This window comes from Shinella pollutisoli (genome assembly GCF_024609765.1).
GTDB lineage: Bacteria > Pseudomonadota > Alphaproteobacteria > Rhizobiales > Rhizobiaceae > Shinella > Shinella pollutisoli.
Map to the genome: position 1 here is coordinate 1 of NZ_JANFDG010000046.1, position 13,732 is coordinate 13,732.

Consider the following 13,732-nt stretch of genomic DNA (forward strand, 5'->3'; position numbering starts at 1 on the left):
CGGTAGCGCGCCGGCGTCACGTGGTAGGTCCGCCTGAACCAGTGGACAAAATGCGCGCAGTCCGTGAAGCCGCACTCGTATGCGATCTGCGCGATCGAGCGGTCGCTGTTGAGAAGCAGCCACTTCGCTGCCTTCAGGCGCATCTGCCGCCAGTAGCGCGCCGGCGAGACCTCCAGGTGCTTCCGGAACAGCCGCGACAGCTCGCGCTCGGACGTGCCCACGCCTTGCGCGATCTCCGAGACGGGACAGAGTTCGTACATCTTCTGGCGCATGAGGCCGATGGCGTTCGCCACCCGCCGGTCCTCGCATTTCAGGCCGAGGTCGAGCTCCTCCGTCGCCCTCGCCTTGTCGAAGCCGCGGTCGCCGAGCAGATAGTGGAAGGCCTTGTGGACGCGGGATTCGCCGCAGGCTTCGGCGACGAGGAACATCGCCAGATTGATGGCGGCGAGCCCGCCCGGCGAGGTGATGATGTTGCCGTCCGAGACGACGGGTGTGTCCGTGATCGGGACGACGTCGGGAAAATACTGCCGCAGCGTGCCGGCGAGCGAGAAGTGCACCGCGCACCGCCTGCCGTCAAGAAGGCCCGCCTCCGCCAGCACGAAGCTGCCCGAGCAGCTTCCGACCAGCGGAACGCCCTTCCGCGCCGCCTCGAGGAGGAAGCCGTAGAGGGCCGGCGGCGGCTTCTCGGGACTGTGAAGGATGCCGCCGTGGACGACGATGTAGTCGTAGTCGGCCGGATCGCCGAAGACCTTGTCCGGATGCATCGCCATGCCGCAGCTCGCGACGACGGGCCTGTCGTCGTGCGAGAGGAAATCCCAGGAGCAGTAGATCTGCCGGCTGAAGTCGCTCTCGTCGCCGGCGAGGCGGAGGAAATCCACGAAGCAGGCGAGCGGCATCAGGGTGAAGCGGGGCATCGGCACGATGCCGACGCGAAGGGGCCTTTCGACCAGCGGCGGCGGCTTGGCCGGGCCGAGATGAGAATAGTCACGCTGCAAACGGCGCCACCCTCAGCTTTTCCATGAAAATTGTCCGGAACATACAATACGCGGACCTCGCGCACAACTAGCCTGCCTTGCGTGGGAGAAGCGGTGCGACGGGACGGGAGAGACATGCAAACGTCGCCCCGGCGCTCCCCGAATCGATGCAGCAAGACATCTCAAGGGGAACGAACATGAAGACTCTTCTGGCATTTGCAGCGATGGGCATCACCGTGGGGGCCGCTTCGGCCGCCAGTGCCGCGTGCGGCACGATCACCGTCGCGAACATGAACTGGCAAAGCGGCGAACTGCTGGCGCACGTGGACAAGTTCGTCCTCGAGCACGGTTTCGGCTGTCAGGTCGATTTCGTGCCCGGCGATACCGTGCCGACGATCACGTCCATGGTCGAAAAGGGCGCGCCCGACATCGCCGGCGAGGCCTGGGTGGATCTCGTGCCCGAGATCGTCAAGCGCGGGACCGGGGAGGGCCGGATTGTACAAATCGGACAGGCCCTTTCGGATGGCGGCATCCAGGGCTGGTACGTTCCGAAATACATCGTCGACGCCAATCCCGAAATCCGGACGGTCGACGACGCGCTCGCCCGTCCGGAGCTCTTCCCCGATCCCGAGGACGCCTCCAGGGGCGCGGTCTTCAACGGTCCGACGGGCTCGGGTGGCTCGGTCGTCAGCGCCCAGCTCTTCAAGGCCTATGGCGGACCGTCGAGGAACTTCAATCTCGTCGATCCGGGCACGCAGGCGGGCCTCGACGGCGCGATGGCCAGGGCGAACGAGCGGAAGGAGGGGTGGCTCGGCTATTACTGGTCGCCGACGGCGCTTCTCGGCAAATACGCCATGGTGCGGCTGGAGGCGGGCGTGCCCCATGACGCCGCGGAGTGGAAACGCTGCAATACCGTCGCCGACTGCCCCGATCCGAAGAAGAACGAGTGGCCGAAGGACAATGTCGTGACGCTCGTCACGAAGCGGCTGGCGGACGGCAGCCACCCCGAGGTGGCGGACTATCTCGGCAAGCGCGCCTGGGACAACCAGACCGTCAGCTCCGTCATGTCCTGGATGACGGAGACGCAGGCGAGCGGCGAGGACGGCGCGGTCCACTTCTTCAAGGAGCATCCCGATCTGTGGAAGACCTGGGTGCCGGCCGAGATCGCCGGCCGGATCGAAGCCGCCCTCTAGCAGGCGGACGGCGCGGACCCTCGCAGGTCCGCGCGTTCCCATGTCGCAGGCCGCCGGTCTCAATCGGCCCGGCCCCCTTTGTCCCTTCCGACAGTCCGATGACAAGCATGTTTCCGAAGATTTTCTCCGAGATCGCCCTCGGCCCCCATCGCCTGAAGAACCGGGTCGTTTTCGGCGCCCACACCGCGAACATGTCCGACAACGGCCTGCCCGGCGACCAGCACATCGCCTATTACGTGGAGCGCGCGCTGGGCGGGGCGGCCATGATCGTCGTCGAGCCGATGCCCGTGCATCCGGCGACGGTTCTGACCCGCGGCAACTTCCGTGCGGGCGACGACGCGGTCATCCCGGCCTTCCGCCGGCTGACCGACGCCGTCAGGCAGCACGGCACGGTCGTCCTCCAGCAGCTCTACCATGTCGGCAGTCATGGCGATTCCGACCTTTCCTACCATCCCCACTGGTCGCCCTCCGGAGGGCCGAGCTATCACGACAGCGACGGCTCGCATGCCATGACGGAAGGGGAGATCGAGGAGACGATCGAGGCCTTCGTGAGTGCGGCGCTGCGCTGCCGGGCCGCCGGTTTCGACGGGGTCGAGGTCTGGGCGGCCTATGGCGGCCTGGTCGACCAGTTCTGGACACCGTTCTACAACCGGCGCGAGGACGGGTGGGGCGGCACGCTCGAGAACCGCATGCGGTTCTCGCGGGAGATTCTCGCCCGTATCCGGCGGCGCTGCGGCCCGGATTTCATCGTCGGCCTCACCGTCAGCGACGAGCCGGGCTGTCCGACCGCGCTCACGCGGGACCAGCTTGCCGAGATCGTCGCGCGCCTCGACGGGGACGGGCTGATCGACTACGTCACCTGCGGCTCGGGCGGCTATTTCGATTACGGCAGCCTGATGCCGACCTTTCTCTATCCCGAACGCCTCGGGGCGGAGCTGTCCGCACGGCTGAAGGCGGTGGTCAGCCATGCGCTGGTCATCGCCGAGAGCCATATCCGCACGCCGGAGAACGCGGAGATCACGCTCGGCGAGGGGGCCGCGGACCTGGTGTCGATCGTGCGCGGCCAGATCGCCGATCCCCACCTCGTCAACAAGGCGCGCGCCGGCAGGCCTGAGGACGTCCGCGGCTGTCTCTCCTGCAACCAGATGTGCTGGGGCCGCCGGTCGCGGGACTACTGGATAAGCTGCCTGATCAATCCCTCGGTCGGCCGGGAAGCCGAATGGGGCGGGGATCGCCTGCGCCCGGCGGAGCGGCCGAAGACGGTGCTGGTGGTCGGCGGCGGGCCGGCGGGGCTCGAGGTGGCGCGCGTCGCCGCCGAGCGGGGGCACAGGGTCGTCCTCGCGGAGGCCTCGGACCGCCTCGGCGGCGCGTTCCGCCTCGCAGGCGAGCAGCCCCGCCGGGCGCAGATCCTCGACCTCATCCGCTGGTACGAGACGCAGCTCGGGAAGCACGGCGTGGAGGTGCGCCTGAACACCTATGTGGAAGGCGCCGACGTCGCGGCTTTCGGCGCCGATGCGGTCATCCTCGCGACGGGGTCGCTGCCGCCGGAGACCGGCTTCCAGAAGGCCCTGCCCGACCGGCCGACCCTGCCCGGACTGGAAAAGGGCAAGGTCTTCTCCGCAGAGAGCGTCATGGCGCGCGAGGCGCGGCCCGGCAGCCGGGTCGTGCTGCTCGACGAGACCGGCGGATGGAAGGGCTGCGGCACGGCGTGGAAGCTCGCCGAGCAGGGTCATGAGGTGCTGTTCGTCACGCCGGATCCGCTGGTCGGCAAGGAGCTGCAGCGCACGTCGGCCGACGTCCCCCTGCGGCGGACCTTGAAGAGGCTGGGCGTGCGGTTCTTCACGGAAACCAGCGTGGAAAGCTGGCATGGCACGTCCGCGGTGCTCGTCTCGCATCTGACGGGCGCGACACAGACCGTCGAAGCCGACGGCCTGGTGATGGCGTCGACGAACACGGCCGTCAACTGGCTCGCCCTGGAGCTCGCCGCGGAGGGGATCGATTTCGTCGAGATCGGCGACGGCGTCGCGCCGCGCCAGGCGCCGTACGCCTTCTACGAAGGGCGCGTCGCGGGCATGAGGCTCTGACGCGCCATGCCCGGCGCAATTCCCATCCTCAGCCGAACGAGGCGACGGGGGCGCCGAAGAGGGATTCGTCGGGCACGACGCCGAGGCCCGGCCCCTTCGGAAGCTTGATGTGCCCGCCCTCGATGGCAACCCCGTTTTCGGGGTCGTAGTGGCCCTCGATATAGGGCTGGGCAAGCCAGACCCCTTCGTTCAGGCGGGGCTGCACCGTCGCGCCGATATGGGTGCAGGCGGCCGCGATGATGTCGCCGCCCCAGGCGTCGTCGCAGGTGTGGGGCAGCGCGCGGGCCTCGCAGATGTCGCGGAAGGTGGCCATCGGCTGCAGGCCGCCGATGCGGGTGACCTTCATGCCGAAGCCGTCGCACAGGCCTTCGCCGACGGCGCGCAGCACCGTCGAGAGGTCGATGCCGTTCTCGTCGATGTAGACGCCGTGGTGGAGCTGGCCGCGAATCGCCCTGATCTCCTCGAGCGTGTTGCAGGGCTGCTCGAGGATGAAGGGGATGTCGGGGCATTCGCGGCTGAGGCGCAGCGTGTCGCGGGTCGTGAGCGAGCGGTTGCCGTCGACGGCGAGCCGCATCTTGCCGCCGACCCGTTCCCAGACCTTGCGCACCACGGCGATGTCGATCTCGACGGGCCGCCCGCCGACCTTGATCTGGAGGCGCGGATAGCCTTCCGCGGCGCGCTCCGCCGCGATGCGGGCGATATCGTCCGGCTCGCCGACGCCGGAGGCGTAATAGGACGGCACGCGCTCGGTCACCGCACCGCCGAGGAGATCGGCGACGCGCACGCCGAAATGCTTGCCCATGAGGTCGTGGGCGGCGATGTCCACGGCCGCCTTGGCATATTGATGCCCGTTCAGCAGGCCGTCCATGGTCCGGCGCAGCACGACGGGCTGGAGCGGATTGGCGCCGATCAGGCCCCCGGCCATTGCCTCCAGCGCCGCGCGCGCACCCGTCGCGTGGTGCGGCTGGTAGGTCGGGCCGACGGGGCAGGTCTCGCCCCAGCCGACGAGGCCGTTGTCGGCGACGACCTTCACCAGCGTGGTGTCGAGCGAGAAGACCTTGCTGCTGGCGATCGTGTAGGGGCCGTTCACGACCGGCAGGATATGCGAATAGATATGGATTTCCTTGATCTTCATGGCGACCTCAAAAAAGCGGCCGTCTCCGGAGAGACGGCCATAGCGGGAGGGAAGGCTTCAGTATTCGGTGTTCAGTGCGTCGACCGCGGGAATCTCGCGCATGCGGCGCGCCATGTAGTCCTGCAGAGCCTCGTCGACGCCTTCATCGAGCCGCGGCTCCTGGTAGTCGTCGAGCAGCTTGCGCGCGTATTGCAGGGCGCGGGCGGTGATCTCCTGCGAACCGTCGACCTGCCATTGCTCGATCGAATTGTTGTCGAACAGTTTCGGCATGAAGAAGGCACGCTCGAAATTCGCCTGCGTGTGCGGGTGGCCGAGATAGTGGCTGCCGGGGCCGACGTCGCGCACCGCCGAGAGCGCCTCGTCGAAATCGTCCCAGCGAACGCCCTCGGCCATGCGGTAGCCCATGGCGCACATCTCGGCGTCCACCACGAATTTCGCGACCGAGCAGTGCATGCCCGCCTCGTTCCAGCCGGCGGAGTGCCAGATGTAGTTGGCGCCGGCATGCAGCACCGCGTTCATCGTCATCGCGCTCTCGTAGCCGGCCTGCGCGTCGAAGGTCTTCGCGCCGCCGAGCAGGTTGGAGGTCCGCCACGGCACGCCGTAGAAGCGCGCCATCTGGCCGATCATGAAGTTCATCAGGCTGATCTCGGGCGTCCCGGCCATCGGCGCGCCCGACTTCATGGAGACGGTGGAGAGATAGTGGCCGTAGATGGCCGGGCATCCCTTGCGCACGACCTGGGTATAGGCGAGCGCCGAAAGCGCCTCGGCGTTGAGCTGGGCGACCGCCGGGGCGACGGAGGCGGGCGTGTTGGCGCCGCCGAGCACGAAGGGCGAGCAGAGCACCGGCTGGTTGCGCCTGCAGAAGGCGCGCATGGCCGAAAGCATCGTCTCGTCCCAGACGAGCGGCGAGTTGCCGTTGCAGTTGCCGGTGACGACGGGCGTCTCCTCCATCGTCCCGGCGCCGAACAGGATCGCGCACATGTCCAGGACGTCCTCGGCGTTCTTCCCGGAGGTGGTCATGCCCATGAAGGTCTTGTCGGAGTATTTCATCGACGAATAGGTGATGGCGAGATGCCGGTGGCTCACCACCATGTCCATCGGCTCGACGATGTGGTGCGCGGTCGAATGGAGCGCCGGCGACATATGCGCGAGCTTGTGGAACATGTTGAGGTCGGCGATCGTCGGCCAGCGCCTGACGTCGTCGAGGTCGCGGATGAAGGGCGCGCCGGTCATCGGCACGAAGATCGAGTGCTTGCCGCCGAAGGGCAGGCTGCGCTCCGGGTTGCGGGCGAGATAGGTCCAGCCGGAGGGGATGGTCGAGATCAGATCGCGGACGAGGGCGCGGTCGAGATGCACGCGCTCGCCGCGTACGTCGGCGCCCGCGCGCTTCCAGTCCTCGAGCGCGATCGGGTCGCGGAAGACGACGCCGACCTCCTCCAGGATGGACATCGAGGCGTCGTCGATCCGGGCGATGTGCTCGGCGTCCATCAGCTCGCAGACCGGCAGGCCGCGGTGAAGGGCCGGCAGCATCGCGAAATCGGGAGCCGTGCGGCGGCTTCGCCGCGCGTCGCGTCCGCCGCTTCGGTTCTGCCGGGCTGCCACTTCGTTCATGGGTCTTCCTCCTGATGCTTCCCCGGGAGTGTGAGGCCTCCGCGGCGGCCCGGCAGTCGTTTTTCCGAACTGATCCCGCGGAAAAACGACGGGCCGCCTACTCCCTGCGCGCCTGCCACTCCCGCCATTTGAGGTAGATGTTCGCCCCGATCTCGGCGAAGGGCGACGGCGCCAGCTTGGTCGGCTCGTCCTCGGAGAGGAAATGGGCCGATATGTCCGAGGCCCGGCCGGCGACGAGGTCCGCGGCGCCGATCCCGGTGAGCGTGCTTCGCACCGTCCCGAGCCCGTTGTCGCAGCAGGCCGAGAAGAGGCCGGGCTCCAGCTCGCGCATCACGGCGACCCCGTTCCGGCTCAGGCAGAGATGCCCCGCCCAGGAGAACTCCATCGGCACGTCGGCGATCGAAGGAAACCGGTCGGCGAACTTCCGGCGATGGACGCGGGCGGTGCGCGCCAGCGCCGCCTCGGACGGCACCATGCCCGGCAGGAAGCTCGCGCAGCTTCGCGTCACGATCCGGTTGCCGCCCTGCGGGCCGTCGATCCGGCGCATGGTCGTGCCCATCGGGTCCGACGGCGTGATGCCCCAGCGCGGCTGGCCGCCGAGCCTCGACAGCGTGTCCCTGTCGAGATCCACCGTCATCGAGGCGTAGAGGAAGATGTGCATCAGCCGGCCGCGCTTGAAGCCGAAGCTTTCGAGGTGGCCGTTGTTCGCGAGGATCACCTTCGCGGCCGTGACCCGGCCGCGCTGCGTCGCCAGTTCCCAGCCCTGCCCCGCCCGGGCGATGCGCATCACGGGCGATTCCTCGAAGACATGGACGCCCGCCTTGCGCAGGCCCGCGCCGACGGAGCGGATATAGCCGGCGGGCTGGAGCATGACGGTGCCCGGCGTGTAGAGGCCCGAGAGATAGTGCCGGCTGCCGGTCACCGCGAACATCGCCTTCTCGTCCAGCATCTCGCTCGATTCGCCGAGATGCCCGAGATGGGCGGCATAGCTGCGGTTGAGCTCGTGGGCCTTGGTGCTCGCGGCGCCGTTGATCTTGCCCGCCGGATCGAACCAGGCCGGGTCGATGCCGTATTCCTCGACGGCCGAGCGGGCGAAGGCGATGGCCGCCCGGTTGAGGGCGATGGTCTTCTGGTCGGCTGCGACGCCCTTGCCGGCATAGTCCTCCGAGGAGAGGTCGTGCGGAAGGTCGATCATGAAGCCGGAATTGCGCCCGGACGCGCCCTCGGCCAGCCGGCCGGCCTCCAGGACGGCGATCCGGGTCCGCGCGTCGATCTCGTGCAGCCGGCGCGCGGCCGAAAGGCCGGCAAATCCGCCGCCGACGATGGCGACGTCGACCGCAAGGTCCTCATCGAGCCGGACCGGCGGCGCCTGATCGGGAAGGATCGCGCTCCAGGCCGCCGGTCCGCGATGGACCGGCAGCCTTTCGGCCCTGAGGTTGATCAAGACACGGCCTCGTCCACGTCGTCGGTGAGGTCGATCCAGATCGTCTTGATCCGCGTGTACTGGTCGTGCGCGTGGATGCCGTTGTCGCGTCCGCCGAAGCCGGACGACTTGTAGCCGCCGAACGGCGTCGTGATGTCGCCCTCGCCGAAGCAGTTGACCGTGACGGTCCCGGCCCGGATGGCGCGCGCGCCGCGGATCGCCCGCTTGGCATTGGCGGTGTAGATCGACGCCGCCAGCCCGTATTCCGTGTCGTTGGCGAGCGCGATCGCCTCCTCGTAGCTGTCGACGGTGAGCACCGTCAGGACCGGCCCGAAGATCTCCTCGCGCACGACCTTGGCGTCGCGGTCGGCGACGTCGATGATGGTCGGCTCGACGAAGCCGTCCTTCGCCTTGCCGCCGAGCACGACCGTCTGGCCCTTTTCGAGATAGGAGCGGACCTTGTCGAAATGCGCCTTCGACACGAGCGCGCCGACGCGGTTCTCCGGGTTCAGCGGGTCGCCCATCGGCCATTCGCGGGCATGCGCCACCATGCGCTTCAGGAGCTCGTCCTTGACGCCGCGCTGGACGATCAGGCGCGAGGAGGCCGAGCAGTTCTCGCCCATGTTCCAGAAGGCGCCGTTGACGAGGTGGGCGGCCACGCGGTCGAGGTTCTCCGCGTCGTCGAGGACGACGGCCGGGTTCTTGCCGCCCATCTCCAGCGTCACTTCCTTGAGGTTGGAATCGGCGGAATAGCGCGGGAAGCGCCGGCCCGTCTCGGTGGAGCCGGTGAACGACACCATGTCGACGTCCATGTGCTTGCCGAGCGGCTCGCCGACGTCGGCCCCGCCGCCGGGCAGGACGTTGAACACGCCCGGCGGGATGCCGGCCTCCATGGCGAGCTCCGCCACCCGCAGCGCCGTCAGCGTCGTCTCCTTCGCCGGCTTGACGATGACGGAGTTGCCGGCGGCCAGCGCCGGGCCGATCTTCCAGGCCAGCATCAGCAGCGGGAAGTTCCACGGCAGCACGAGGCCGACCACGCCGACCGGCTCGCGCACGACCATGGCGATATGGTTGTCGGAGGCGGGCGAGACCTGGTCGTAGATCTTGTCGATCAGCTCGGCATGCCAGGCGAGGCAATGGATCGTCTCGGGAACGTCGACGTTCTCGCAGTCGTAGATCGTCTTGCCGCTGTCGAGGCTTTCCAGCACGGCAAGCTCGCGGGCGTTGCGCTTCATCAGCCTGGTGAGCCGGATAAGGATCTCCTTGCGGGCGGACGGGTGCAGCCGCGACCAGCGGCCGTCCTCGAAGGCGTCGCGCGCCCTGGCGACGGCGAAGTCGACGTCCTCCGGCCCGCAGGACGCGACCTTGGCGAGGACCGCGCCGGTGGCGGGATTGGTCGTCTCGAAGGTCTTGCCGGAGATCGCCGGCCGGAAGCTGCCGTCGATGAAGGCCTGCGTGGGGAAGTCGAGGCCCGCGGCAATCGCCTTGTATTCGTCGTGTGTCAGAAGATCGCCCATGTCATGCCTCCGCTTCGATTTCCGCGATCGTGCGCTTCAGGACGCGCACCACCTGTTCCAACTGCCGCATGTCGTCCTTGTTGAGCGGCTTGAGCGGGGGCCGCGGCGGCCCGGCGACGAGGCCGGCCATCTCGCTGCCGTACTTGATGCACTGGATGAACTTGCCGCCCTGCTCCAGCACGCGCATCAGCGGCATCATCGCCGACATGATCCGCCGGCCCTTCGAGAAGTCGCCGTCGAGGACGCAGGCTTTGTAGAGCGCGATGTGCTCCTTCGGCAGGAAGTTCGAGCCGCCGCAGACCCAGCTCCGCGCGCCCCAGGCGAAGAATTCCAGCGCCTGGTCGTCCATGCCGCAGGAGAGCTGGATATGCGGGTAGTCGCGGGCGAGCAGGTGCACGCGGTTGATGTCGCCCGAGCTCTCCTTGATCGCGTTGAAGTTCCGGCTGCGGCCGACGCGGTCGAGGAACTCCTCGCCCATGTTGATGCCCATGCGGCCGGGATAGTTGTAGAGCATGATCGGCAGGTCGGCGGCCCGGTCGATGGCGAGCGCATTGAGCGCGTTCTCCCGCTCGGTCGGCACCGAATAGGGCGGCGAGCCGACGAGGATGGCGGCCGCGCCGATCTTCGCGGCGGTTTCCGCCATCGTGATGGAATCCTCCAGGCGGATCGCGACGGTGCCGACCACGAGCGGCACGCGGTCGCCGACGACGTCCTTCGCGAATTTCGCCATCTCCACGCGCTCGTCCATCGACTGCGCGTAATATTCGCCGGTCGAGCCGCCGTTGATGAGGCCGTGGACGCCGGCGGCGATCAGGTGCTCGATCATCCGCGCGAAGGCGTCCCGGTCGATCGATCCGTCGTCGCGATGGGGGGTAATGACGGGCGTGTAGATGCCGTCAAAATTCATGGAATCCTCCTGGACCTAACCTATGCTGTTGGGGACGCGGCCGAGCGGCGCGAAGATGCTTCCCGGCGTGACGAAGCTCTCGATCTGGGCGCGCGACAGCTCCCAGTGCGCGATGGCGAGGTCGGCGCAGCCGTCCGCGTCGCCCGCCTCGATGAGCGCGATGAATTCGTCGTGCTGGTCGGCGGCGATGGCGCGCTGGTCGGCCATTTCCGCGTTGCGCGGACTGTAGAAGATCATGCCGATGCGCGTGTGGTCGATGAGCAGGCGGCGCAGGCTCGGCATCAGGAACTCGTTGTCCGCCATCTCCCCCATGACCGAATGGAAGCGCTCGTTCATCAGTGCCCGCTGCTCGCCGTCGCCGCCCCTGATCGCGGCGCGGAAGAGAAGCTGCGTGTCCTTGAGCCGCATGATCTGCGCACGGGTGGCGTTCTGCGCCGCCAGCCGCCCGACGGCGGCATAGACCATCGGGGCGACGATGAAGAAGTTGCGCAGCGTCTTGTGCGTCATCGGCGATACCTGCGTGCCGCGGTTCTCGTGCAGGACCACGTAGCCCTCGCCGGCGAGCTGGCGCAGCACCTCGCGCAGCGGCGGCCGGGAGATGCCGTATTCCTCCGCCAGTTCCGTCTCGTCGAGATAAATGCCGGGCTCGAGCGCCTCTGTCAGGATTCGTCGCCGCAGGTCCTCCAAGCAGTTCAATTTATTACGTTTTGCGTCGCCGCTCATAGTGCTTCCTCGCTGTCAATGCGCCGCAACCTTAGCCGATTATCTTTGTAGTGTAGCAGAAGACATATTGTCTACAATGAAAATTTGTGGTGTAACAACGAAAAAAGACCACGCAACGGTCAGGAGGGTGAATGGCCAGTCAGCCGCAGGACGCAGTGATCCGCTGCGAGGGAATCTGGAAGGTTTTCGGGGGCAATCCGCAGGAGGCGATAAGCGCCATCCGGTCGGGCGGCCTCACGAAGGAAGACATCCGCGACAGGCTCGACTGTGTCGTGGGCGTGCGCGACGCCACCTTCTCCGTGGCGCGCGGCGAGATCTTCTGCATCATGGGCCTGTCGGGATCCGGCAAGTCGACGCTGATCCGCCACATCAACCGGCTCATCGAGCCGACGCAGGGCGCGGTCTATATCGAGGGGCGCAACGTCAACGAGATGGGCGCCCGGGAGCTCCGCGCGCTTCGGGCCGAGAAGATCGGCATGGTCTTCCAGAACATGGCGCTCATGCCGCACCGCAACGTGCGCGACAACGTGGCCTTCGCGCTCGAAGTCCGCGGCGTGCCGGAGGAGAAGCGGCGCGAGGTCGCGCGCAGGGCCGTCGAGGCGGTCGAGCTGACCGGCTGGGACCACAAGTATCCCGACGAGCTGTCGGGCGGCATGCAGCAGCGCGTCGGCCTCGCCCGCGCGATCGCCGCCGACCCGACGATCCTGCTCATGGACGAGCCGTTCTCCGCCCTCGACCCGCTGATCCGGCGGCAGTTGCAGGGCACCTTCATGGAGCTCTCGGCCGAGCTCCACAAGACGACGGTCTTCATCACGCACGACCTCGAGGAGGCGATCCGCATCGGCGACCGCATCGCCATCATGAAGGACGGCGTGCTCGTCCAGATCGGCACGCCGGAGCAGATCGTCACCGAGCCGGCCGACGACTACGTCGCCGAATTCGTCGGCGGCATCTCGAAGCTCGACCTGGTGACGGCGGCGCGCATCATGCAGCCGCTCGCCTGGTACGAGCAGGCCCACGGCGCCGCCGACACCGCCGCATGGCCGGTCGCCGCGCCGTCCGACAAGCTCAACACGCTTGTCGACCTGTCGGTCGGGACGGACCATCCGATCCTGATCGTCGCCGACGGGGCCCCCGTCGGCGTGGTCACCAAGAGCGCCCTGCTGCGCGGCATCCAGGGCCGCGAGGACGCGCCCCAACCGAAAGCGGAGGTCGCCTGATGGACAAGAGCTTCAACTGGCTGGATCCCTTCGCCTCCGTCGACCTCGGCATCGGCGAATGGGCGGACGGCATCAAGGGCTGGGCAATGGCGAACCGGTCGCTGATCCAGCCGGTCAAGACCTTCTTCGAGGGCGTGATCGTGCGCATCGAGAGCACGCTCCAGGCGGTGCCGCCGCTGGTCATGCTGATCCTGCTGACGCTGATCGCCTGGCAGGCGGCGGGCCGGCGCGTCGCGGTGCTGGTGTTCTGCTGCCTCGTCGTGCTGGGCCTGCTCGATCCCGCCGCCTGGTCGCTGGCGATGACCACGCTCGCCATCGTCATCTCCGCGGTGATCCTGTGCGTGATCATCGGCCTGCCGCTCGGCATCCTCGCCGGCAAGAGCGACCGTTTCGAGCAGGCGATCCGCCCGGTCCTCGACACGATGCAGACCATCCCCGCCTTCGTCTATCTGGTGCCGGTGGTGATGATGATCGGCATCGGCAACGTCTCGGGCGTGATCGTCACCATCGTCTTCGCCCTGCCGCCGCTGGTGCGGCTGACCTCGCTCGGCATCCGCACCGTCAACGCCAATGTCGTGGAGGCCGCCCGCGCCTTCGGGGCGACGCCGCGGCAGATCCTCTTCAAGGTCGAGCTGCCGCTGGCCACCCCCACCATCCTCGCCGGGCTCAACCAGACGATCATGCTGTCGCTGTCGATGGTGGTCATCGCCTCGATGATCTCGGTCAAGGGCCTCGGCAACGAGGTGCTGCGCGCCATGGGGCGGCTCGATGCCGGCAAGGCCATCGTCGGCGGCCTCGGCATCGTCATGCTCGCCATCGTGCTCGACCGCATCACCCAGGGCCTCGGCCGCTCGGGCCGCGAACGGGGGCACCGCCACTGGTGGCAGACCGGTCCCGTCGGACTGGTCGCCAACCTCTTCCACAAGCAAGCCTGATGAAAAACCA

General features: G+C 67.8%; 11 protein-coding genes. 4 read left to right on the forward strand and 7 right to left on the reverse strand.

The window, feature by feature from the left end; translation table 11 throughout:
* On the reverse strand, positions 1-995 hold a 995-nt coding region (locus tag NNZ72_RS24270; protein WP_257318250.1), incomplete at its 3' end, for a GlxA family transcriptional regulator.
* 176 nt (positions 996-1,171) lie between these two features.
* On the opposite strand from NNZ72_RS24270, the gene NNZ72_RS24275 reads away from it, so the two are divergent.
* Both NNZ72_RS24275 and NNZ72_RS24280 read left to right on the forward strand, forming a co-directional pair.
* The gene (locus NNZ72_RS24275; RefSeq protein WP_257318251.1) at positions 1,172-2,167 is read left to right on the forward strand and encodes an ABC transporter substrate-binding protein; all 996 of its coding nucleotides are present in this window, start codon (positions 1,172-1,174) and stop codon (positions 2,165-2,167) included.
* A 98-nt stretch (positions 2,168-2,265) separates the two neighbouring features.
* Positions 2,266-4,251: an oxidoreductase gene (locus NNZ72_RS24280; RefSeq protein ID WP_257318252.1), complete on the forward strand. Its 1,986-nt coding sequence runs from the start codon at positions 2,266-2,268 to the stop codon at positions 4,249-4,251.
* A gap of 28 nt (positions 4,252-4,279) precedes the next feature.
* Here the strand turns inward: NNZ72_RS24280 and NNZ72_RS24285 are convergent, their stop codons facing one another.
* The 6 genes from NNZ72_RS24285 to NNZ72_RS24310 form a co-directional block, all read right to left on the reverse strand.
* A complete protein-coding gene (locus NNZ72_RS24285) occupies positions 4,280-5,386 on the reverse strand; it encodes a mandelate racemase/muconate lactonizing enzyme family protein (protein WP_257318253.1) in 1,107 nt (368 codons plus the stop codon).
* 57 nt (positions 5,387-5,443) lie between these two features.
* Positions 5,444-6,997, reverse strand: a complete 1,554-nt coding sequence (locus NNZ72_RS24290; RefSeq protein ID WP_257318255.1) for a trimethylamine methyltransferase family protein — start codon at positions 6,995-6,997, stop codon at positions 5,444-5,446.
* 97 nt (positions 6,998-7,094) lie between these two features.
* On the reverse strand, positions 7,095-8,441 hold the full coding sequence (locus tag NNZ72_RS24295; RefSeq protein WP_257318256.1) for an NAD(P)/FAD-dependent oxidoreductase: 1,347 nt from the start codon (positions 8,439-8,441) through the stop codon (positions 7,095-7,097).
* Positions 8,438-9,937, reverse strand: a complete 1,500-nt coding sequence (locus NNZ72_RS24300; RefSeq protein ID WP_257318257.1) for an aldehyde dehydrogenase — start codon at positions 9,935-9,937, stop codon at positions 8,438-8,440. The genes NNZ72_RS24295 and NNZ72_RS24300 overlap by 4 nt, the downstream gene beginning before the upstream one ends.
* Position 9,938: 1 nt before the next feature.
* Complete coding sequence (locus tag NNZ72_RS24305) at positions 9,939-10,844, reverse strand: dihydrodipicolinate synthase family protein (RefSeq protein WP_257318258.1); 906 nt, start codon at positions 10,842-10,844, stop codon at positions 9,939-9,941.
* A 15-nt stretch (positions 10,845-10,859) separates the two neighbouring features.
* The gene (locus tag NNZ72_RS24310; protein WP_257318259.1) at positions 10,860-11,567 is read right to left on the reverse strand and encodes a GntR family transcriptional regulator; all 708 of its coding nucleotides are present in this window, start codon (positions 11,565-11,567) and stop codon (positions 10,860-10,862) included.
* Between the two features lie 131 nt (positions 11,568-11,698).
* Between NNZ72_RS24310 and NNZ72_RS24315 the strand changes: the two genes are divergently transcribed.
* Together NNZ72_RS24315 and NNZ72_RS24320 are read left to right on the forward strand one after the other, a co-directional pair.
* Positions 11,699-12,787 (forward strand): quaternary amine ABC transporter ATP-binding protein, encoded by a 1,089-nt coding sequence (locus tag NNZ72_RS24315; protein ID WP_257318260.1) that lies wholly within the window; start codon positions 11,699-11,701, stop codon positions 12,785-12,787.
* On the forward strand, positions 12,787-13,722 hold the full coding sequence (locus tag NNZ72_RS24320; RefSeq protein WP_257318261.1) for an ABC transporter permease: 936 nt from the start codon (positions 12,787-12,789) through the stop codon (positions 13,720-13,722). Before NNZ72_RS24315 ends, NNZ72_RS24320 begins: the two co-directional genes overlap by 1 nt.
* Positions 13,723-13,732 lie beyond the last annotated feature (10 nt).